This window comes from Anaerovibrio sp. (assembly GCF_051866355.1).
Classification (GTDB): Bacteria; Bacillota; Negativicutes; order Selenomonadales; family Selenomonadaceae; genus Anaerovibrio.
Window position 1 is genome coordinate 1 of the sequence record NZ_JBJDWZ010000013.1, and the last position, 22594, is coordinate 22594.

The following is a 22594-nucleotide window of genomic DNA, read 5'->3' on the forward strand; positions in this document are numbered from 1 at the left end:
TTTTTGTGTTGTTTTTATTTTTGCATCAGATTTTCGGTATGCCTGCGGCAAAACAAAAGGAGGAGGAATGATATTCCCCCTCCGAATGGATACAGGTCAATGGATATTCAAAATCGAATACCACGCATATAAGAATTAGAGACGGCCATTCTTCTCAAAGAAGTCCAGAGCAACCTGTGGGAACAGGGCATAGGAGAGTACATCCTCCTCCGGAATCTCATCAATCATCTTGGCAATCTGGGTATCACGAACCTGCTCATAGATACCTGCATCTACGCTGGCCAGGTTAGCCTTGATAGGAGCAAGCTTCTTGTCAACCTTCTTGGCAGCCAGTTCCTTGCGGAAGTCAGCCATCTTAGGCTCCTTGGCATCGGCAACAGCGCAGTCGGTAATCATTTCCTCCGGCTTAATCTTCATAGCGGCCAGAACTTCAGGCTTAACAGGCTTCGGGGTCTTGCCGAACTTGCCGCGGGCAAGGTCACGAACCTCGTTAGGAACCATGCTGTAGCGAGGCTGGCCATTAGCCTGCATGATAACGTTCATGGTAGCCATGGTGCCGACAATCTGGGAGGATGGGGTTACCAGAGGAGGGAAGCCCAAATCCTCACGTACGCGAGGCATCTCATCCAGCAGCTCCTGATACTTGTCAGCAGCGCCCATTTCCTTCAGCTGGTTCACCATGTTGGAGAGCATGCCGCCAGGAATCTGGAAGTCCAGAACTTTCGGGTTTACATCGAAGTAGCCAGGCAGGTTGAACTCCTTCATGATGTCCTTCTTAACCTGCAGGAAGTGCTTGGCAATAGGGTCCATAGCCTGACGGTCCAGACCGGTATCGCGAGGCATGCCTTCCAGGGTAGCAACGATGGTCTCGGTACATGGCTGGGAGGTATCGTTTGCCAATGGGGACAGTGCGCAGTCGATGATGTCTACACCGGCCTCAATAGCCTTCAGATAGGTCATGGAGCCGAAGCCGGAGGTGTAGTGGGTATGCAGCTCAATCGGCAGGCCAACCTGCTCCTTCAGCTTCTTTACCAGATCCTCAGCCACATAAGGCTTCAGCAGGCCGGACATATCCTTGATGCAGATGGAATGAACGCCCATTTCCTTCAGCTTGATAGCCAGGTCAACAAAGGTCTGGTTGGTATGGAACGGGCTGATGGTGTATACGAGGCAGCCCTGTACATGCGGTTTCTCTTTTGCTTCCAGAGCTGCAGCAATAGCAGTCTTCAGGTTGGTAACGTCGTTCAGGGCGTCAAAGATACGGAACACGCCAACGCCATGCTCGGCAGCCTTTCTTACGAAAGCACGAACCACGTCATCGGAGTAATGGTTGTAGCCCAGCAGATTCTGGCCGCGGAGCAGCATCTGGATAGGGGTATTCAGGTTTGCCTTGAGGGTATCAAGACGCTCCCATGGATCCTCGTTCAGGAAACGGAGGCAGGAATCATAGGTAGCACCACCCCAGGCTTCCAATGCATTATAACCGATCTTGTCCAAAGCGGACAGCATAGGAAGCATCTGCTCAGTACGCATGCGAGTTGCCAGCAGGGACTGATGAGCATCACGCAGTACGGTCTCAGTAATTTTTACAGGACCAAAATTTGTTGCACTAGTGGACATATAAAACATCTCCTTAATATAAAAAATTACTTAATCAATAACCCCGAAAAAACTCCTATATTACCCCTAACATTCTCTACAAATAGTATAAAGTTTTTGTTTTTTCTTGTCAATAAAAACTATAAATAACGGTTATTTTTTCATAATTTGTATAACAAATTCATAACCGCCCGGAACAAAATTTCAATTTTGCTAAAATTTGTATAAATTCCGAATTAATATTGATAGAAAAGGATTGCTATTGGTTTAGCTAGGTTTGTTCTTAGGAAGTTCATCGACAATCTCTACTCTATCTAGTATATTCTTCATATTTTCCCGAAATCCTGCTAAATAAATTTTTCTTAGCTGATTTTGACGAATTTTTTCTTCGTCCGTCAGCCCTGCTGACCTTTGTTTTCTTGCAAGGGCATTGATTTCGTCGATAAGCTCTTTTGTAATCATGTGATTCTCCTTTTAGTACCGGGCTGGCTGCCCAGGTATAATATTATGCCATAAATGACAATTATATTATAACGCAAATATCATTAAGATACAAATCGGCGGCCGTATGTAAGGAGATAGAGGGGGATGGGCCGGAATCAGCCAAAGGCAGAAGTTCGGCAAGAAATATAGTTGAATTTAATAGGGAATAATGGTAGAATGTGTGGAGTGGGAGCTTGCGGCAGCAGGCTGAGAGTAGGTTTAGCACCTAGACCGGGAACCTGATGTGGGTAATGCCAACGTAGGGAAATCATGTAGTGTGGTGGTATGCCTGCAGCTTTGTGGCTGGTGAACAGTGGCATGCCATTTTTGTTTGCCGGTGTATACAGACAATCGGGTGCGGATATTGCGCAAGTATTTGTAAATATTATTGTAGGAAAATGCCCGGCAGGCCCGTACGAAGGTCATGTGAGCATGAAAGGCCGGAAAGGAAGTAGTGTAATGGCAAGAGAGTATAAAACCCAGATGGAGGCGGCACGCAAGGGGATTGTTACGCCGGAAATAGAGAAGGTGGCAGCCAAGGAGCGCATGACCGTGGATGAGCTGATGCCGCTGGTGGCCTGCGGCAAGGTGGCAATACCTGCCAATGTCAATCACCGGTGCCTGGAGCCGGAGGGCGTTGGTTCCATGCTGCGAACCAAAATCAACGTAAATCTGGGCGTGTCCCGTGACTGCAAGGATTATGACATAGAGATGCAGAAGGTCATGTCCGCAGTCAATCTGGGGGCGGAGGCGATTATGGACCTCTCCAGCCACGGCAATACCCAGCCTTTCCGGCAGAAGCTGACCAGCGAATGCCCTGCCATGATTGGCACTGTGCCGGTATATGACAGCGTGATTCACTATCAGCGAGATCTGGATACGCTGACGGCAAAGGATTTTATAGATGTGGTGCGCCTGCACGCCCAGGACGGGGTGGATTTTGTTACCCTGCACTGCGGCATTACCAGAAAGACCATTGAGCAGATAAAAAAGCACAAGCGCAAGATGAACATTGTTTCCCGCGGCGGTTCGCTGGTTTTTGCCTGGATGTCCATGACCGGCAATGAAAATCCTTTCTATGAGTATTATGATGAAATTCTTGATATCTGCCGTGAGTACGATGTGACGGTATCCCTTGGCGATGCCTGCCGTCCCGGCTGTCTGGCTGATGCCACCGATGTGTGCCAGATTGAAGAGCTGGTGCGCCTCGGCGAGCTGACAAAGCGCGCCTGGGCGAAGGATGTACAGGTGATGGTGGAGGGGCCGGGCCATGTGCCGATGGATCAGATTGCCGCCAACATGAAGGTGCAGGAAACCATCTGCCAGGGTGCGCCGTTCTATGTGCTTGGCCCTCTGGTAACGGATATTGCGCCGGGATATGACCATATTACTGCCGCCATCGGCGGCGCTATGGCGGCCATGAGCGGTGCGGCCTTCCTGTGCTATGTTACCCCGGCTGAGCATCTGGCTCTGCCAAACGTGGATGATGTCAAGCAGGGTATCATTGCCAGCAGGATTGCTGCCCATGCGGCTGATATTGCCAAGGGCGTCCGGGGGGCCAGGGAGATTGACGACAGGATGGGCGATGCCCGCCGCAAGCTGGACTGGGATGCCCAGTGGGAATGTGCGCTGGATCCGGAGACGGCGAAGGCTATCCGGGCTGACCGTTCCCCGGAGCATGATGATACCTGTTCCATGTGCGGCAAGTTCTGTGCCGTGCGCAGCATGAACAAGGCGCTGGCCGGTGAGCATATTGATATCCTCTGATGGCCTGATAAGGCAGGCATCAGACAGCGGGGATGGCCTTGGTGCCATCTGGCGATAGCGTCAGCAGGCAGTGGCCGGCAGAGGCTACTATGACGCAAATAGAAAAAGCGGTGTGCGGAAGAGTTTGCTGCTGCCGCTTTTTTTGCTGTCCTTTGAACAATGCCTGCTGGTAAAGGTAGGGCATGGGGATTCGCTGACGCTTTTTTGGCCGTTTCTTCGCGGCAGAGATTTTGGCCTGCAAATTTACATTTATTAATTTTAGATATTGTTAATTTGTGGTGCTTTGTGCTAAAATGTAGGTTGGAATTTTTGAGTTCGAGTTAGTGTTTGGGAGGTAGATGGATGCCATTAAAGCAGGTGGAGATTCTCGGCGTCAGGGTAAATTCCCTGACTATGGCCCAGGCCGTGGAGGCGGTTCAGCAGTTTATTGCAGACAAGAGATGTGCGCTGGTGGCTACCGCTAATGCCGAGATGCTGATGCGGTCTACAGAGGATAGAGAGTTAAAGGATATTTTGAATCAGGCGGATCTGGTGGTGCCGGATGGCGCCGGTACGGTATGGGCCGCCGGGCATCTGGGGGAGCCTATGCCGGAAAGGGTGGCAGGCTATGATCTGGCCCAGGAGCTGATGCGCGAGGCACCGGCCAGGGGGCACAGGGTATATTTCTTTGGCTCTGCTCCCGGTGTGGCCGACAAGGCAAAGGCAAAGGCCGAGGAGCTGTATCCGGGGATTCAGGTTGTCGGCACCAGGAACGGCTTTTTTACGGAGGCGGACGAGCCGCAGATTATCGCTGATATCAGGGCGGCGGAGCCGGATATCCTGCTGGTGGCCCTCGGCGTGCCGAAGCAGGAGAAATGGCTGAAAAAGCATCTGCAGGAGCTGAATGTGCCGGTGTCCATAGGTGTCGGCGGAACGCTGGACGTAATGGCCGGCGTTATGCAGAGGGCGCCTCTCTGGATGCAGAAGGCAAAGCTGGAATGGCTCTTCAGGGGGCTGAAGCAGCCGAGCCGCGCCGGAAGGCTTTTGGCACTGCCAAAGTTCGTCTTTAAGGTCGTAGCAAGCAAAAAGTGATTTTGACCGGAGGTGCGTGATAATGAACCGTGGCCCTGTAGTCAGGGAAGGATATATTTACATCGCGGCCGCCCTTGTGCTGGCGGTAGTGCTGTATTTTGGCTTTGGCATCGGCGGCGTGATTGTGCCGGTGATTCTGGCCTGCTATTTTACATATTTTTTCAGGAATCCCGCCCGTGAGATTCCTATGGATGCAAGCCTGATTGTTTCTCCGGCGGACGGCACTGTGCAGGATGTGGTGGAAATGGAGGAGGACGAGTTCGTCAAGGGACCGTGCAAGAAAATTATCATTTTCCTGTCCGTGTTCAACGTTCATGTCAACCGCAGTCCGATTGCCGGCGAGATTAAGTGCCAGAAGTACGTGTGCGGACGCTTCCGCCCCGCCTACAAGGATGAGGTGGGCTTTGAGAATGAACGACATATGCTGGGCATTGAGAATACTGACGGCTTCCGGGTTACGGTGACGCAGATTGCCGGTATTCTTGCCCGCCGCATTGTTTCCTGGGTAACGCTGGATGACAACATGGAGAAGGGCCAGGTGTACGGCCTGATAAAGTTCGGCTCCTGCACGGAGCTGGTGGTGCCGGATAACGTAGAGGTGCTGGTAAAGAAGGGCGATAAGGTCCGTGGCGGTGAGAGTGTTTTGGGGAGGATTAAATAATGTTTAGTAAATCATGGGTACCGAATGGCTTGACCTCCATGAATCTTGTTTTTGGAATGTGTTCCATCCTGTCTACCCTCAACGGGGAGCTGAGTACGGCGGCTGTATGCATATTGCTGGCTCTGGTGGCCGATGGGCTGGATGGCCGCTCTGCCCGCGCCCTGAAGGTCAGCAGTGAAATCGGCAAGGAGATGGACTCCCTGTGCGATCTGGTTTCCTTTGGTGCGGCACCTGCCGTTCTTGCCTACAGCCTGCAGCTGCACGAATTTGGCGTTTTTGGCTGGGTGGCGGCGATTTTCTTCGCTGTCTGCGGCATGGGGCGCCTTGCCCGCTTCAACGTGAATACCACCGTGGTGCATGGGTATTTTATGGGGCTGGCCATACCGGCCGGAGGCTGTCTGATTGCTACCTCCACCCTGCTGTTCAGGGCTATCGGCTTCGATTTGAACCAGTTGTCCTATGCCTATCCGGTGCTGGTCATGGTAGTGGGCTACCTGATGATCAGCACGGTGCATTATCCTGATTTCAAGGGTGACGGGGAAAGGATGAACCTCGTGGCCAAGCTGGTGGCGGCCGTTGTTTTTGCAGGGATTCTTGTATGGGGCATGGAGGCTGTCGGTTATGCAGTCCTGTTCGCTGTTTTTGCGGCCTATGCGGTTTTTGGCATAATCAACCATGCTATCAATCTGGCCGGCAAATAAAGGACAAAAGCGGCAAATAAAGGAGAAATTAGTACATGAATTTTCCATTTGATATACTGATGGTACCACTTCAGATAATTATCTTCCTGTTTACGGTGTATTTTTTCTTTATCGGCTTTTTTGGCCTGTGGCGTTTCAAGGAAGAGAAGATTACGACGCCGGAAAAGAAGATGGCGGTGATTGTGGCCGCCCACAACGAGCAGGCGGTTATCGGGCAGCTGGTGGAGAACCTGCAGCAGCTGGACTATCCGAGAGAATTGTATGATATCTACGTTATCGCGGATAACTGCTCCGATAATACGGCAAAGGTGGCCGGCGAGGCGGGAGCTATCGTCTGTGAGCGCACTCATCCTACCAAGAAGAGCAAGGGATATGCGCTGGAATGGATGTTTGAGAAATTGTTTGCCATGGACAAGAAATATGATGCGGTGTGCATTTTTGATGCGGACAATCTGGTGCATCCGAATTTCCTCATGGAGATGAATCATCATCTTTGCAAGGGCGCCAAGATTATTCAGGGCTATCTGGATGCCAAGAATCCGTATGATACATGGGTGGCAGGCACCTTTGCCATCGCTTTCTGGGTTATCGACCACATCTCCCATCTGGCCAAGACCAATCTGGGCCTGTCGGCGGTGCTGGGCGGCACCGGCATGTGCATTACCACCGAGGTGCTGCAGCGTCACGGCTGGCGCGCCACCTGTCTGGTAGAGGATATGGAGTTTACCATGAAGTCGCTGGCGGAGGGCATCAAGACCACCTGGGCTCACGATGCCATCGTGTATGATGAGAAGCCGCTGACCTTTATGCAGTCATGGAACCAAAGAAAGCGCTGGGCGCAGGGGCAGTTTGATGTGGCTCACCGCTTTATTCCTGTCATGCTGAGGGAAGGCATCAGGAGGCGTGACATCAGGATTCTGGATGGCTGCATCTATCTTCTGCAGCCTCATTTCCTGCTGATATCTACCTTCTTCATCGTTGCCAGCTACTGCCAGCTGTGGTTCGGGCAGTTCTACACCAGCATATATACGTTTATGCCGTCGGAGCTGATGACTGCCATCATGCTGGGACAGTACATCCTGCCGATGATTATTCTCCTGAAAATCAGGGCGAAGCTGAAGGCGTGGTTCTACCTGCTCCTGTATCCTGTGTTTATTTATTCGTGGATTCCGATTGTGTTTATCGGCTTTTTCAAGCGGAATGACCATGAATGGAGCCATACCAAGCATACCAGGTCCATCAGCTATGACCAGCTGATGAAGGCCAAGAAATAAATAGTGCAGGTGTGTCCGCTGTAACAGCGCAGGGGGATGCTGTACTTGTTCAGAGGCTTCCGCAGGGGGCCTCTTTCTTTATCAGCTGCGGGAAATTTTTCGCCGCAGAATCGTGGAGGTATAGTGATTTATGTTTGAGATACATGTAAGTGCGGAGTTTGAGGCTGCGCACAGGGTGGCCGGGTATCCCGGCAAGTGTGACAGGCTGCATGGCCACAGCTGGACCGTGGAGGCCGTGGTAAAGGGTGCCAAGCTGGATGAGCTTGGCATGCTGGTGGATTTCAAGCTGGTCAAGGGGCGTCTGAGGGAGCTTCTGGAGAGCCTAGACCACCGCATGCTGAACGAACTGCCTGCCTTTGCCGATGGCAAAAATCCTACGGCGGAGAATATTGCCATGTACATTTATGGCGAGATGGCGGGCTCTGAATTTTTCCGCAGCATGCCTCATGTGAAGCTGGCAGGGATAAAGGTCTGGGAGTCGCCCAAATCTTATGTTGTTTATTCTGAATGAGGTGGCAGGATGCAGGCGAATCTGATTGAAGTATTTTCCTCTGTGCAGGGGGAGGGGCGCTACGCAGGCTGCCGCCAGCTGTTTGTCCGCTTTGAGGGCTGTAATCTGCAGTGCCGCTATTGCGATACGGAAAACGCCCCCGGAACGCATCTCATGTGCAATGTGGAGATAGCTCCCGGCGCGAGGCGGTTCAGGGAAATCATGAATCCTGTGGAGGCGCACGAGCTGGCGGCTTATATCAATGAGTTTTTGCAGGCGGTGCCTCATCAGGCGGTGAGCTTTACCGGCGGGGAGCCGCTTTTGCAGGCAGGCTTTCTCCGGGAGCTACTGCCGCTGGTGAACTGCAGGCGCTTTTTGGAAACCAACGGCACACTGCCGGACAGGCTGTCGGAAATACTGCCGCTGGTTGATATCATCAGCATGGATATCAAGCTGCCGCAGGAAACGGGCCGGGAAATGTGGGAGGAGCATGAGCGCTTCCTGCGTCTGGCTCTGGAAGCGGGGAAGGATGTCTATGTCAAGCTGGTCATCCCGGGCAATCTGGTGGAGGCTGATTTTGACCGGGCGGTGAAGCTGGTGGCTGACGTGGAGCCATCAGTCCTGCTGGTGCTCCAGCCGGTGACACCGGTAAACGGCGTGCCTGCCGCGGAGCCGGAGATGGTTCTGGAGCTGCAGCAGAGAGCACTTTCGGCGCTGTCGGATGTGAGGGTGATTCCTCAGACCCACAGGATGATGAACCAGCTATAGGAGAAGGAGTAGGGACAAGTGAAACAGCTTTTAGACAAATTCATCATGGGTGCCTGCCATCTGTTAGAGCGGCAGGGGGCGTTTTACCTGGCTTTTTTTGCGTTCAACTGCCTGCCGATGTGCTGTTACATGGTCATGAAGAAAAATGGCGAGGCAATGTTTTCTTTTGCCTGCTTTATGCTGCTGGTAGATTTGCTGCTGGTTTTTCTGATTGATTTTCTGCCGCGTCTGGCACAGAAGATATTGAAGGCGGTACTGCTGGCGGTTTTCTTTGTGCCTTTTGCCATTGAGGGCGTGGTGGTGTACAACTATACGGCCCTGATCGGCGTAGGCGTGGTGGCTTCCCTGCTGGAAACTAATCTGAAGGAGGCCGGGGAGTTTGTTACCATGTACATGGGGACACAGGAATGGATTCTGGTGATTATCCTGCTGTCCGGCGGGCTGTGGCTCTTTATCAACAAGCCGTGGCGGAAAATGCACTTTGATGCCGTGGGCAAGAGAGTGCTGACCAGCTGTCTTCTGGTGGTGAGCATCACGTATACGGTTATTCTGTTCAGCCTGCATATCGAGGTGCTGTGGGATACCATGTTCCCTATGCAGAGGCTGGTGCTGTCCTCATCTACGGCGATTGACAACATCCGGGCATACAGGGAGCTGTCCAGCCATCTGGATGCCAATGTGGAGCTGACCAGAAATGATGGCAACATCAAGAATGTGGTGTTTATACTGGGAGAATCCACCAACAGGAACCACATGCACCTGTATGGCTATTATCTGCCAAACACGCCGAATCTGGATGATATGGCAGAGCGGGGGGAAATCAGCGTGTTCCGGGATGTGGTCAGTCCTCATTCCACCACCATTGCCGTGCTGAGCAAGCTGTTTACCTTCTGCAACCACGAGTCTGACAAGCCGTGGTACGAGTACAGCAATCTGATTGATATTATGAACAGCGCCGGCTACAAGACCCATTGGCTCTCCAATCAGGAAAGCTCCGGCATCTGGGGCAACGTGGCGCAGATTTATGCCGCCCACAGCAATGTGAGCCATTTTACCAGAATCCGCGATTCCCGTGAGGACGACGGGCTGGAGGACGGCGCCCTGTTCCCGCTGGTGGATGAGGCTATTGCCCAGCGGGATGAGAAGAAGAATTTTTATGTGGTGCACCTGATGGGCGGGCACGGCCTGTATTACAACCGTTTTCCGTATATCTTTACCAAGTTCACCAAGGATGATATACAGCTGAACGTAAATGAGGCTCAGAAAACGGTGATTGCCCAGTATGACGACGCACTTTACTACAATGATTACATTGTCAGCGGCATCATTGATAAATTCCGTTGCACGGGGGAGGACTCCATCGTGGTCTATGTGCCGGATCACGGGGAGGCCGTATATGACGAGGGCGGCTTCACGGGACACATCGAGGAAAATCCAAGCCGCCACATGATTGAGATTCCGGTGATTATCTGGGCTTCGGACAAGTTCAAGGAGCTGCATCCGGAGAAGTGGGCGGCCATTCAGCAGGCGGTGAACAATCCGTATATGACGGATGATATGATTCACACCATGCTGGACATCGTGGATATCCAGACGGCTGACTATGACCCTTCGCGCAGCATCATCAACAGGGAGTTCAACCCTGACAGGCCGAGAATTTTTGATGACAAGGATTATGATACGCAAATCAAGAACGGCATCGTGCAGTAAAGCAGATTTTTTTCTGCGACCTATTTACAAATGGTGTTTTAAATGCTACAATAGGTCTAGCAATTGATTTAAGTCTTTTTGAGAGTGGGTGATTCACCCACTCTTTTCTTTGAAATAATAAATTTCAGCTTGTTTCAGCCTTTGAGCGCGGGTTTTCTGCTGCTCATCCGGGCTGTGCTGTGGGGAAGGGAGGAGTTTTGTTTGGCTAGCAGAATCGAAACCGAGGTAGAGAGGATTGTGGAGGAGCTGATTGCCGGCTCGCCGCTGGAGCTGGTGGCGGTGGATTATGTAAAGGAGCGCGACTGGTATCTCCGGGTCTTTATTGACAAGGAGGGCGGCATAGAGATTGATGACTGCCAGGAGCTGAGCGGACGTCTGGAAGAGATTCTTGATGCAAAGGATATGATTAAGACCAGCTATATTCTGGAGGTGTCCTCACCGGGCCTTGACAGGGAGCTGAAAAAGCCGAAGGACTTCCAGCGGGAGCAGGGCAGGATGGTTGATGTGAGCCTGTTTGCCCCTCTGGACGGGGAAAAGGTTATTACAGGTGAGCTCAGGGCATACGATGGCGAGAATGTTACCGTGGATGAACGGGTTATTCCTATGAATAAAGTAGCCAAGGTGAACCTGCATATAGATTTTTAAAGGGCAAGGCAAAAACACAGGATGATTGGTAACCAGTCATATAATTTAGGAGGTAAAATAGTAGTGGCTACCAGAACTACAAAAAGCAAGAAAGCAAAGGCAGCAGAGGATAAGGATCGCGGTTTTATGGCGGCCTTCCGGGAGCTGGGAGTGGAAAAGGGTATTAATCCGGAGATTCTCTTCGATGCAATAGAGGCGGCGCTTGTGGCTGCGTATAAGCGCAATTTCAATGCCGCACAGAATGTACGCGTCGCTCTTGACCGCACCAGCGGCCAGTACCATGTGTATGCCATCAAGACCGTGGTGGAAGAGGCAGAGGACAGCATTCAGGAGATTTCGCTGGCCATGGCACAGCAGATTTCCCCTGACTACCAGCTGGGCGATACGCTGGAGGTGGAAGTAACCCCTGCCAATTTCGGGCGTATTGCCGCCCAGACCGCCAAGCAGGTGGTGGTGCAGCGCATCCGCGAGGCGGAGCGGGGCATTATCTATGAAGAGTTTTCCAGCCGTGAGGGCGATATTGTGACAGGTATCGTGCAGCGTGTGGAGAACAGGAATGTCTATGTGGATCTGGGCAGGACCGAGGCGATCATGCAGCAGACGGAGCAGATTGCCAATGAGGAGTATGTGGTTAATGACCGCATCAAGGCCCTCATCATCGAGGTAAAGAACAGCACCAAGGGGCCGCAGGTACTGCTGTCCAGAACGCATCCTGACCTTTTGAAGCGCCTTTTCGAGCTGGAGGTGCCGGAGATTCATGACGGCATTGTGGAGATTAAGTCCGTTGCCCGTGAAGCCGGCATGCGTTCCAAGATTGCCGTGTATGCCAAGGATGAGAGCGTGGATCCTATCGGCTCCTGCGTAGGCCATCGCGGCTTCCGTGTTCAGGCCATTGTGGATGAGCTGCGCAACGAGAAGATAGATATCGTAAAATGGAGCGAGGATCCGGCAGTGTATATTGCCAATGCCCTCAGTCCGGCCAAGGTAGTCAGCGTAGATGTGGCTGAGAACGAGAAGATGTCCAGGGTGGTTGTGCCTGATTATCAGCTTTCCCTGGCGATTGGCAAGGAAGGCCAGAACGCCCGCCTTGCGGCCAAGCTGACCGGCTGGAAGATTGACATCAAGAGCGAAACCCAGGCCGAGGAGGAAGGCGAGTTCCTGCCATCACTGCCGGAGGAGGCCTGTGATGAGGCAGAGGACGAGATGAGCGGCGAGGATTTTCTGGCCGAGTTTGAGCATGATACCTTTGATGCTGACGATGCAGAGGCTGATGCGGAGACCGCTGAGGCCGGGACAGAGGCTGACATTCAGGATGAGGACAGCGGGGAAGTGTAAGCATGGCGGCAGTAAAGAAGATTCCTGCCAGGCTGTGCCTGGGCTGTCAGGAGCAGAAACCCAAGAAGGAGCTGGTGCGCATTGTGCGCAGTCCGGAAGGGGAGTTTTCCGTGGATATGACCGGCAAGAAATCTGGCCGGGGCGCTTATATCTGCAACAGCAAGGAGTGCTTTGAGAAGGCTGTCAGGGAGCATCGCTTTGAACGCTCCTTTAAGGGAGCCATCGACAAGGCTGTTTATGACCAGCTGAGAGATCAGCTCTTTTCATGAATTATGAACGAACAGAAGATTTTGAATCTGCTTGGTATGGCACAGCGGGCAGGGCGTGTAGCCTCCGGTGACTTTGCCGTTACCAAGGCAGTACAGGGAAGGAAAGCCAGATTGCTGCTGGTGGCGGCGGATGCCTCAGAGGACACCAGGAAACGCTACCGGCAGATGGCGGCGGATGCAAGCATAGAATTGTTCTATTTAGGTGACAGGGAGCTGCTTGGTCATTGTATTGGCAAGGATTTCAGGGCCGCAGTCGCGGTCCTGGACGCAGGCTTTGCCAATGCAATAGCCAAGCACTGCCGGTCGGATAGTGATACGGGGGTGGATTAATGTCAAAACACAGAGTTTATGATATTGCCAAGGAACTGAATACGGACAACAAGACGATATTGGATATATTGCGAAAAAATAACGTAGAGGTAAAGTCACATTCCAGCACGGTGGACGATGCTGCAAAGCAGCTGGTGGTCCGGACGCTGAAGGGCAGCAGCCAGCCGAGTGTGAAGGAAAGGCCGCAGGAGGGCGCGAAGCCACAGGGCGAGGCAAGGATGCATCGTGATGTAAAGCCGCAGCCTGCCCAGAAGGAGGCAAAGCCGCCTCAGCAGCCTGTCAGCAGGCAAAGGCAGGTTCAGCCGCAGGCCCAGCAGAAAAAGCAGGAGCAGAGGCAGAACCAGCCGAAGCAGGATAACAGCCAGCCTAAGCAGAATCAGCCAAAACAGGGGCAGCCGAAGCATGTCGGCGGCCAGCAGGGAGAGAGAAGGCAGAATGCAGGCGGGCAGAGGCCGTCCCAGCATGGCGGGCAGTCCGGCGGCGGACGCCATGAACGCAGTGACCGCCATGAGCGCAGTGAGCGTGGTGAGCGTGGTGACGGCAGGACAGGCGGCAGCAGGCCATTGCAGCGCGGCGGCCGTACCGAGGCCCAGCGCGGCGGACAGCATGGAGCCGGACGCGGTGAGCAGGCAGAGCGCCATGAGCGCAGTGATAGAAACGACCGCAACGACAGAAACGATAAGAGAAATAATCGCGATAATCGGATGGAGCGTACTGACCGTATGGAGAGAAATGATCGTAACCGCCAGAACAGTGGCGGGCGCAATGAGCGCAATGACCGCAATGACCGCGGCGGCAGGAACAGCCGCAACAGCTTTGCCAGCAGCGGGAACAGGAACAGCCGCGGCAAGCAGAACCGCGGCAGCAGGAATGTTCAGCCTGCACCGAAGATGGAGATTGCCCGTCCAAAGAACATCAAGGTCGGCGAGACCATCATAGTAAAGGATCTGGCCAGCAAGATGAGCTGCACGGCTGCCGAGATTATCAAGAAGCTGATGCTCATGGGCGTACTGGCCAGCATCAATCAGGAGATTGACTTTGATACGGCCGCGCTGGTTGCCAGCGAATTTGGCGTCAATGTGGAGGAACTGCCGCCGGAGGTGGATCCTACCCTGATTCCTGAGATTGTGGACGATCCGAAGACTCTGGTGCTTCGCCCGCCGGTTGTTACCGTCATGGGTCATGTTGACCACGGCAAGACCTCCCTGCTGGATGTTATCCGCAAGACTTCCGTTACCAGCCATGAGGCTGGCGGCATTACCCAGCATATCGGTGCATATCAGGTAAAATGCCAGGGCAAGAAGATTGTCTTTCTGGATACGCCGGGCCATGAGGCCTTTACTGCCATGCGTGCCCGCGGCGCACAGGTAACCGATATCGCCATTCTGGTGGTAGCAGCTGATGATGGCGTCATGCCGCAGACCATCGAGGCTATCCATCACGCCAAGGACGCGGATGTGCCTATTATCGTGGCTGTCAACAAGATTGATAAGCCGGGAGCAAATCCTGCCAACGTCAAGAACGAGCTGATGGAGCATGGACTGGTGCCGGAGGAATACGGCGGCGATACCATCATGGTCGAGGTTTCTGCCAAAAAGAATATCGGCATCGGCGATCTGCTGGAAATGGTTCTGCTGGTAGCCGAGATGAAGGAGCTGAAGGCCAATCCGAAGCGCGAGGCCCGCGGCGTAATCATTGAGGCACAGCTGGACAAGGGCCGTGGCCCTGTGGCGACGGTTCTGGTACAGTCCGGTACTCTGCGCATCGGCGATTCCATCGTGGCAGGCACTACCTACGGCAAGGTTCGTGCCATGCTCAATGACCGCGGTGAGAACGTCAAGAAGGCAGGTCCTTCCGTGCCTGTAGAGGTGCTGGGCCTGAACGATGTGCCGGCCGCCGGTGACGAGCTGGCCGCTTTGGAGGAGAAGCAGGCGCGCACCATCGCCGAAAAGCGCATGGAGAAGCAGCGCAACGAGATGATTCATGCCAAGAAGGTTTCTTTGGATGATTTGTTCAACCAGATTCAGGAGGGCCAGCTGAAGGATCTGAATATTGTGGTCAAGGCCGATGTTCAGGGTTCTGTGGAGGCATTGAACAGCTCCCTGCTGGGGCTCAACAAGAATGACGAGGTGCGTGTGCGCATCGTCCATTCCGGCGTCGGCGCCGTTACCGAGTCTGATGTTATGCTGGCCTCCGCTTCCAACGCGCTGGTTATCGCCTTTAATGTGCGTCCTGATGCCAACGCCCGCCGTGTGGCAGATGCAGAGGCTATTGATATCCGCACCTATCGCGTTATCTACGATGCGCTGAACGATGTAAAGGATGCCATGAGCGGCATGCTGGCTCCTAAGTTCAAGGAGGTTGTTCAGGGCAGGGTGGAAATCCGTCAGGTCATGAAGTTCTCCAAGGCTCTGGTAGCAGGCTCCTATGTGCTTGAGGGCAAGATTACCAATCAGTCCAAGATTCGTATCGTCCGTGATAACATCGAGGTATTTGATGGTGAGCTGGACGGACTGCGCCGGTTCAAGGATGATGTGAAGGAAGTGGCCGCAGGCTACGAGTGCGGTATTACCATCAAGGATTACAAGGATTTCCATGAGGGTGATATCATTGAGGCCTATATCATGGAGGAGGTCAAGACCTCTATCAACGATGTAAACAAGGAATAAGGCTTCAGGGATTGTTTCAGATATTTATAAAGAACGGAGGGCGTTTTGTATGAGCCAGCTTCGTATCGAGAAAATTCAGGAGCTTATGAAGCAGGAAATCAGCCAGATTATCCTGCAGGAGCTGAAGGACCCAAGGATTGGCTTTGTGACAGTCACCCAGGTGGAGGTTACAAGGGACCTGAGCAGTGCCAAGGTTTTTGTCAGCATTATGGGGGATGAGGAGCAGATTGCCAAGTGCTGGAAGGGGCTGAACAGCTCCCTGGGCTTTATCCGCCGCGAGGTGGGACACCGCATCCGTCTCAGGGTGACGCCTGAGCTGAAGTTTGTGCTGGACAAGTCGCTGGATTACAGCGATCATATACAAAAGCTTCTGCTGCAGATTGAGCGGGAGGAGCAGAATAGAGAATGATGCAAGGAGCCGGTGGTGTTGCCACCGGCTCTTGTAAGATGGAGGTGTTGTTATGCGTATTTCTTTGCAGGAGGCTGCGTCCAAGCTGCTGGCGGCTGAGAGCATCGTGATTACCGCCCATGTCAATCCGGACGGGGATGCCCTGGGGTCAAGCCTTGCCATGTACCATCTGCTCAAAAGGCTGGGCAAGGCGGTGCAGGTGCTGATAGATGATGATATTCCGGAGGCCTTTGGCTTTCTGCCGGATATTGCCGTGATACAGAAGCCGGAGGCGGAAAAGTATCAGGCGGATTTGCTGGTGCTTCTTGATGTGGGCGTGGACAGGACAGGCAGGGTGATTGAGAAATGCCAGGCGCCGGTGCTGAACATTGACCATCACATTACCAATGACGAAAAGGCGGATTTTCTCTATCTGGACGCAGACAGGGCCGCTACGGCGGAGATTGTCTACCAGATGGCAGAGGAATTGGGCGTAAAGCCGGACGAGGCGGCGGCGGCCTGCATCTACACGGGTATTTCTACGGATACGGGCAGTTTCAGGTATTCCAATACCACGCCGTTTACCATGCGGGCGGCGGCAGATATGATTGAAGCCGGTGCAAAGCCGCATGTAGTGTCCGAGGCGCTGGAAAAGCGGAGCTTCAAGGAGGTGCAGGACAGGGCAAGGGCCATGCAGACAATTGAGATGCACGCTGACGGCAGGATAGCCGGGCTGTACATTGATAATGAGCTCTACGAAACACTGGACACCACCGAGGGCTTCATAGACGGAGTGCGGATTATTGACACGGTCATGGTGGCTGTTCTCATGAAGGAGGTAGAGCCGGGCAGGTGCCGCGTCAGCATGCGTTCAAGAGGGGTGGATGTAAGCAGCGTGGCAGCAGGCTTTGGCGGCGGCGGACATATCCGCGCGGCCGGCTGTACCATCGAGAAGCCGCTGGCCGAGGCCAAGGCGATACTGCTGGCGGCCCTGGCCGGAGCCGTGCAGGCTGCGGATGCCGAATAGGCGCGGAGATGACAAACGGAGTGTGTTTTTCGCATGGATGGGTTTATTAATTTTTTAAAGCCGCCCGGCATGACCTCCCATGATGCGGTGGGGTATGTGCGGCGCCAGCTGGGAGAAAAAAAGGTGGGCCACGCCGGGACACTTGACCCGGGGGCGGCCGGTGTACTGCCTGTGGCGGTGGGCAGGGCCACCCGCCTGATTGAATATCTGGACGGGGTGGAAAAGGCCTATCGGGCAGAAATGGTTTTCGGCTTTGCTACGGACAGCGGTGATGACAGCGGTACCGTGGTGGAGAGGGCAGATGATTTTGTGATGCCGGACAGGGAGCGTCTGTCAGAGGCCTTTGCTGCCTTTACCGGTACCATTACCCAGGTGCCGCCTGCCCATTCCGCCATCAAGATAAATGGCCGCCGGGCCTGTGACCTTCTCAGGGAGGGTCACCGGGTGGAGATTCCTTCCCGGCAGGTGAACATTTACTCGCTGCAGCTTTTGCAGACGGGCAGGAGCCACATCGTTTTTGATGTCGCCTGCTCAAAGGGGACGTATATACGCAGTCTCTGCACGGATATCGGGGCGTACCTGGGGATTCCTGCCACCATGTCCTTTCTGGTGCGGCGGGCCGTGGGAGGCTTTGTGCTGGAGGAGGCAGTGACGCCGGAGGAACTGGCGGAGAAAAAGGAGGCCGTCCTTCTTCCTATGGAGGGCTGTCTGGGGCATCTGCGGCGCTATGATCTGCCGCAGGAGCGGCTGAAGGCTTTTTCCAACGGTCTTCTAACTCACGACAGGCACTTTCTGGCAAAGCATGGCCATGAGGGGAATGTGACCCTTCGCGTTTACTGCGGCGGAGAATTTGTCGGCATCGGTCATTTTGATGCGGCAAAGGCGGCAGTGCTGCCTGATAAGGTTATTGTACGCTGAAAATATATTTTGCATTTTTGTAACAATTGCTACTTTTTTTTGTATAAGGTTCATGTTACAATATACATGTGTTTATGTTTTCTGCTGTAAGGAAGATGCTGCATGATGGACGAGCGGGTACGAAGCCTTAATGAATTTAAAAATGATCTGAGTACGGTATCGGATGAGAGCCTGCGGCTGGAGCTGGAGCAGAGCTACAGGATTATTAATGCCCTCAGCTCAAGCTATCATGATGTGTATTATGCCAATCTGGACACGGGGAGCATGCGCAGCTATCGCTATAGCCGCATCACCCAGGAAATGTTTGGCAGGCAGTTTGAGAATGGTGATTTTGAAACCAATCTCTACACCTATGTGCGCAAGGCGGTGCATCCTGATGATCAGGAGCTTTTTGAGCCGGTGCTGACAAGGGCCAGCATCAGGAAGCTCTTCGAGCGCCAGGACAGCTATTCGCTGAAATATCGCGTGGTGCAGAACGGGGAGATTCATTACTGCCGCTATCTGATGGTCAAGATTCTGGGGCGGCCGGAGGAATTTGTTTTTGCTTTTCAGAACCGTGACCGGGAAATGATGAGGGAGAGCGAGAAGAAAAATGCCATGAAGCGGCGCATGGATATTGTGATGTCCATGGTAAAGATGTACGACAACTCCCTGTATGTGAATGTTTCCAGCAACCGATTTCTGGAGCTGAAGATATCCCCTGCCATCCGCGAGATGATTGACAAGTCAAAGTCCTATGACTCGCAGATGGAAAACGTCGTGGAAAATGCCGTTCACAGGGAATACAGGGCGGCCATGCGCGAGTTCCTCAATATACATACCCTGAATGAGCGCATGGGGATGAAGAATGTCCTGACCATGGAGTTCAAGGGACGGATGACAGGCTGGTCAGAGGTGTACCTCATCGTGGGCAACCGCGATGCGGACGGGCTGGTTGAGGATGTCTTCGTGGCGACGAGGGGCATCAATGAGGAAAAGCTGCGCCAGCTTCTGCAGCAGGAGCAGGAGCGCAGGCAGAATAACCAGCTGACGGAGGCTCTGCGCCTGGTGAACAGCGCCAATGAGGCCAAAAAGCTGTTTTTGCAGGATTTGAGCCAGGATGTCAGATTTTCCCTGAATGATATCAGGCGGCTGGCAGATATGGCCAGGGAGGATTTGGAAAATCCGGAGGCCCTGTCCGGGGAACGGGTGCAGCAGATTCTGTCCAATGTGAAGCAGATAGGCGAGCTGACCGGCGTTCTGCAGACGATGGTGGACAGTGCGCTGAAGAAGGCGTTGGAGGAGTAACAGATAAGGAATGGATATAGAGGTATATATATTTGTGGCTGTTGCCGGTTTTGTGGCCTCGTTTATTGACGCGGCGGCAGGTGGCGGCGGCATGATTTCCCTGCCTGCACTGCTGCTGACGGGGATTTCGCCGCTGCATGCACTGGGAACCAACAAAATGGCTGCCGTCATGGGGGCATGTACCAGCTTTGTGACGTTTATCAGGTCAGGCAGGATGGATGTGCAGCTTATCAGGAAGCTGTTTCCCCTGTCACTGGCCGGCTCGGCTTTCGGTGTGCTGGCTGTGCAGCAGGTGCCGTCTGAGTTTTTGCGTCCCCTGATTGTGGTGCTTCTGGTGGTTGTTGTGCTTTACAGCCTGCTGAAAAAGGAGTGGGACAAGGAAGCGAAGCAGAAACAGCTTACGGGCAGGATGCTGGCCCTCAGCATGCTGGTGGCGCTGGTGATGGGCTTTTATGACGGGTTCTTCGGGCCGGGAACGGGCTCCTTTCTCCTGTTTGCCTTCCTGATGCTGGGGTTTGACTTTATCGGCGCCACGGCCAATACCAAGGCGCTGAATTTTGCCAGCAATCTGGCGGCCGCGGTGTTTTTTGCGGCCTCCGGCATGGTTGACTATCAGCTGGGCATCTTTATGGGCGTGTCCATGATTTTCGGGGCGTACTGCGGGGCAAGATTTGCCATTACCAAGGGAGTGGCCTACGTGCGTCCTATGTTTATCGTGGTGACTACCCTTTTGATTGGCAGGCAGCTGATGGAGCTCTTGTGAGCGGCTTTTTTGTGATAAGGCGCGTTGCCTTGATGTGTATTTTCGCGTGTTTTGATATGCGGTTTTTATGATATGCAGGGATAGATTTTTTATAGGGGCGTGAGATCAGATTGGAAGAAAAATTGAAGTTGTATGGGTTTAACAACCTGACCAAATCCCTTAGCTTTAATATTTACGATATTTGCTATGCTAAGACACCTCGTGAGCAGCAGGATTATATCAAGTACATTGATGCCCAGTATAATTCGGAGCGTCTGACGAAGATTCTGTACAGGGTGACGGAGATGATTGGTGCCAAGGTGCTGAGCGTGTCCAAGCAGGATTATGATCCGCAGGGGGCCAGTGTCACCTTTTTGATTGCGGAGGAAGCGGCGGTGGTTTCCGGCAAGAAGAAGCCGCTGAACTGTGCCGAGGTTCTGCAGGATATTCAGGAAGCGGATGACAGCAGCGCTCTGCAGGGGGAAACGGTGGTGGCGCATCTGGACAAGAGCCATGTTACTGTGCACACCTACCCGGAGTTTCATCCTGAAACCAGCATTGCGACCTTCAGGGTGGATATTGACGTGGCCACCTGTGGCGAGATTACGCCTTTGAAGACCCTGGACTATCTTATAGGCATGTTTGATTCGGATATCATCACCATGGATTACAGGGTGAGAGGGTTTACACGCAATATGGCAGGCCGCAAGCTGTTTATGGATCACCATATTACTTCAATCCAGAACTTTATCAACAAGGACACGCTGGACAAGTATGATGCAGTGGATATTAACATCTATCAGGCAAATCTTTTTCATACCAAAATGCTCATTAAGGAGCTGGATTTGAAAAACTATTTGTTTAACACGGATATCTATGAGATTCCGCCAAAGACCAGGCTGGACATTCACAACAGCCTGCGCCGGGAAATGATTGAGATATACAGCGGCACTAATGTCTTTGGCTGAACCGGAGTGGAGAAGTCTTGGGGGGATGCAACGGATGAAATATATTTCGCAGGAAAATGCGCCAATTCTGGAGGCTTTGGAGAGGATGAAAAGCGCCAGACTGGTGCCCTTTGATGTGCCCGGACATAAGAGGGGACGGGGCAACAGGGAATTGACGGATTTTTTGGGGGAGCGCTGTCTGTCCGTGGATGTGAATTCCATGAAGATGCTGGACAATCTCTGCCATCCCGTGTCGGTAATCCGGGAGGCTGAGGAGCTGGCGGCGGAGGCCTTCGGCGCCCGGCATGCCTTCTTTATGGTAGGAGGAACCACCTCGGCTGTCCAGGCCATGGTCATGACGGCCTGCAAGCGGGGGGATAAGATTATCATGCCCCGGAATGTGCATCGCAGTGCCATCAATGCGCTGATTCTCTGCGGCGCGGTGCCGGTGTACGTCAATCCGCAGATGGATCCGGTGCTGGGCATCTCTCTGGGCATGAGCGTGGCAGATGTGGAGCAGGCTGTCAGGGAAAATCCAGATGCGAAGGCTATACTGGTAAACAATCCGACGTATTATGGCATTTGCTCGGATATACGGCGTATTTCCGAGCTGGCCCATGAGCATGGCATGCTGCTTCTGGCGGATGAGGCCCATGGTTCCCATCTGTATTTCAGTGACAAGCTGCCGGTGGCGGCCATGCATGCAGGGGCTGATATGGCAGCTATCTCCATGCACAAATCGGGGGGCTCCCTGACCCAGAGTTCTATTTTGCTGATGGGTGACAGGATTTCTCATGGCTATGTCCATCAGATTATCAACCTGACCCAGACCACCAGCGCTTCTTATCTCCTGCTGGTGAGCCTCGATATTTCCCGGCGCAACATGGCCCTGCATGGCGAAAAGCTGGTGGACAGGATTATTGCCCAGGTGCAGTACGCCCGTGACGAGATAAATGCCATCGGGGATTATTACGCTTATTCCAGGGAGCTGGTCAACGGGGATTCCGTTTTTGATTTTGATGTTACCAAGCTGGCGGTGTATACCCGCTCCATCGGCCTGGCAGGCGTCGAGGTTTATGATCTGCTGCGGGATGAGTATGATATTCAGACGGAGTTTGGCGATATTGCCAACCTGCTGGCCTATGTTTCCGTAGGTGACAGGGAGAAGGATATCGAGCGTCTGGTGTCCGCGCTGGCGGAGATACGCCGCAACTACCGGCAGACCGGCAGGGAAATGCTGAAGGCTGAATACATCAGCCCGAAGGTTATCTGCGGCCCGCAGGAGTCCTTTTATGGTGAAAAGGAATCACTGCCTATCGGCGATACGGCGGGCAGGGTCTGCAGTGAGTTTGTCATGTGCTATCCGCCGGGAATCCCGATTCTGGCACCGGGGGAAATGGTGACAGAGGAGATTCTGCGCTATATACGTTATGCAAAAAAGAAAGGCTGTCAGATGACAGGGCCGGAGGATATGGGCCTGCAGCGATTGAATGTATTGAAGGACATGTAGCTC

22 protein-coding genes are annotated in these 22594 nt (G+C 53.3%); 20 read left to right on the forward strand and 2 right to left on the reverse strand.

Going from position 1 to position 22594, the window contains the following annotated elements; all coding sequences use genetic code 11:
* Positions 1-135: 135 nt before the first annotated feature.
* Both ACI3UA_RS00620 and ACI3UA_RS00625 read right to left on the reverse strand, forming a co-directional pair.
* Entirely contained in the window at positions 136-1620 is a 1485-nt protein-coding gene (locus ACI3UA_RS00620) for a pyruvate carboxylase subunit B (RefSeq protein ID WP_439722896.1), read from the reverse strand.
* Between the two features lie 246 nt (positions 1621-1866).
* A complete protein-coding gene (locus tag ACI3UA_RS00625; RefSeq protein ID WP_439722897.1) occupies positions 1867-2061 on the reverse strand; it encodes a DUF896 domain-containing protein in 195 nt (64 codons plus the stop codon).
* Between the two features lie 480 nt (positions 2062-2541).
* On the opposite strand from ACI3UA_RS00625, the gene thiC reads away from it, so the two are divergent.
* The 20 genes from thiC to ACI3UA_RS00725 all read left to right on the forward strand — a co-directional run bounded on the left by thiC (position 2542) and on the right by ACI3UA_RS00725 (position 22591).
* Positions 2542-3849 (forward strand): phosphomethylpyrimidine synthase ThiC, encoded by a 1308-nt coding sequence (gene thiC / locus ACI3UA_RS00630; protein WP_439722898.1) that lies wholly within the window; start codon positions 2542-2544, stop codon positions 3847-3849.
* Between the two features lie 342 nt (positions 3850-4191).
* Positions 4192-4920 (forward strand): WecB/TagA/CpsF family glycosyltransferase, encoded by a 729-nt coding sequence (locus ACI3UA_RS00635; protein ID WP_439722899.1) that lies wholly within the window; start codon positions 4192-4194, stop codon positions 4918-4920.
* A gap of 22 nt (positions 4921-4942) precedes the next feature.
* Entirely contained in the window at positions 4943-5581 is a 639-nt protein-coding gene (locus tag ACI3UA_RS00640) for a phosphatidylserine decarboxylase family protein (protein WP_439722900.1), read from the forward strand.
* On the forward strand, positions 5581-6282 hold the full coding sequence (pssA, locus tag ACI3UA_RS00645; protein ID WP_439722901.1) for a CDP-diacylglycerol--serine O-phosphatidyltransferase: 702 nt from the start codon (positions 5581-5583) through the stop codon (positions 6280-6282). Before ACI3UA_RS00640 ends, pssA begins: the two co-directional genes overlap by 1 nt.
* A 35-nt stretch (positions 6283-6317) precedes the next feature.
* On the forward strand, positions 6318-7556 hold the full coding sequence (locus ACI3UA_RS00650; protein WP_439722902.1) for a glycosyltransferase family 2 protein: 1239 nt from the start codon (positions 6318-6320) through the stop codon (positions 7554-7556).
* A 130-nt stretch (positions 7557-7686) separates the two neighbouring features.
* Positions 7687-8067, forward strand: a complete 381-nt coding sequence (queD, locus tag ACI3UA_RS00655) for a 6-carboxytetrahydropterin synthase QueD (protein ID WP_439722903.1) — start codon at positions 7687-7689, stop codon at positions 8065-8067.
* A gap of 9 nt (positions 8068-8076) precedes the next feature.
* The gene (locus ACI3UA_RS00660; RefSeq protein WP_439722904.1) at positions 8077-8814 is read left to right on the forward strand and encodes a 7-carboxy-7-deazaguanine synthase QueE; all 738 of its coding nucleotides are present in this window, start codon (positions 8077-8079) and stop codon (positions 8812-8814) included.
* 18 nt (positions 8815-8832) lie between these two features.
* Complete coding sequence (locus tag ACI3UA_RS00665) at positions 8833-10524, forward strand: sulfatase-like hydrolase/transferase (protein WP_439722905.1); 1692 nt, start codon at positions 8833-8835, stop codon at positions 10522-10524.
* A 201-nt stretch (positions 10525-10725) separates the two neighbouring features.
* The gene (rimP, locus tag ACI3UA_RS00670; RefSeq protein WP_439722906.1) at positions 10726-11169 is read left to right on the forward strand and encodes a ribosome maturation factor RimP; all 444 of its coding nucleotides are present in this window, start codon (positions 10726-10728) and stop codon (positions 11167-11169) included.
* Between the two features lie 126 nt (positions 11170-11295).
* Entirely contained in the window at positions 11296-12504 is a 1209-nt protein-coding gene (gene nusA / locus ACI3UA_RS00675) for a transcription termination factor NusA (protein WP_439722923.1), read from the forward strand.
* Between the two features lie 2 nt (positions 12505-12506).
* Positions 12507-12773 (forward strand): RNase P modulator RnpM, encoded by a 267-nt coding sequence (gene rnpM, locus ACI3UA_RS00680; RefSeq protein WP_439722907.1) that lies wholly within the window; start codon positions 12507-12509, stop codon positions 12771-12773.
* 3 nt (positions 12774-12776) lie between these two features.
* Positions 12777-13103, forward strand: a complete 327-nt coding sequence (locus tag ACI3UA_RS00685) for a L7Ae/L30e/S12e/Gadd45 family ribosomal protein (RefSeq protein WP_439722908.1) — start codon at positions 12777-12779, stop codon at positions 13101-13103.
* Complete coding sequence (gene infB, locus ACI3UA_RS00690; protein ID WP_439722909.1) at positions 13103-15772, forward strand: translation initiation factor IF-2; 2670 nt, start codon at positions 13103-13105, stop codon at positions 15770-15772. The genes ACI3UA_RS00685 and infB overlap by 1 nt, the downstream gene beginning before the upstream one ends.
* Positions 15773-15821: 49 nt before the next feature.
* Positions 15822-16181 carry a 30S ribosome-binding factor RbfA gene (rbfA, locus tag ACI3UA_RS00695; protein ID WP_439722910.1) on the forward strand — a complete coding sequence of 120 codons (360 nt, stop codon included), beginning with the start codon at positions 15822-15824 and terminating at the stop codon, positions 16179-16181.
* A gap of 52 nt (positions 16182-16233) precedes the next feature.
* The gene (locus tag ACI3UA_RS00700; protein ID WP_439722911.1) at positions 16234-17187 is read left to right on the forward strand and encodes a DHH family phosphoesterase; all 954 of its coding nucleotides are present in this window, start codon (positions 16234-16236) and stop codon (positions 17185-17187) included.
* A 33-nt stretch (positions 17188-17220) separates the two neighbouring features.
* The gene (truB, locus tag ACI3UA_RS00705) at positions 17221-18105 is read left to right on the forward strand and encodes a tRNA pseudouridine(55) synthase TruB (RefSeq protein ID WP_439722912.1); all 885 of its coding nucleotides are present in this window, start codon (positions 17221-17223) and stop codon (positions 18103-18105) included.
* A gap of 102 nt (positions 18106-18207) precedes the next feature.
* Positions 18208-19392: a hypothetical protein gene (locus ACI3UA_RS00710; RefSeq protein WP_439722913.1), complete on the forward strand. Its 1185-nt coding sequence runs from the start codon at positions 18208-18210 to the stop codon at positions 19390-19392.
* A gap of 10 nt (positions 19393-19402) precedes the next feature.
* Complete coding sequence (locus tag ACI3UA_RS00715; RefSeq protein ID WP_439722914.1) at positions 19403-20155, forward strand: TSUP family transporter; 753 nt, start codon at positions 19403-19405, stop codon at positions 20153-20155.
* 110 nt (positions 20156-20265) lie between these two features.
* On the forward strand, positions 20266-21102 hold the full coding sequence (gene speD, locus ACI3UA_RS00720; RefSeq protein ID WP_439722915.1) for an adenosylmethionine decarboxylase: 837 nt from the start codon (positions 20266-20268) through the stop codon (positions 21100-21102).
* Positions 21103-21136: 34 nt separating this feature from the next.
* The gene (locus ACI3UA_RS00725) at positions 21137-22591 is read left to right on the forward strand and encodes an aminotransferase class I/II-fold pyridoxal phosphate-dependent enzyme (protein ID WP_439722916.1); all 1455 of its coding nucleotides are present in this window, start codon (positions 21137-21139) and stop codon (positions 22589-22591) included.
* Positions 22592-22594 lie beyond the last annotated feature (3 nt).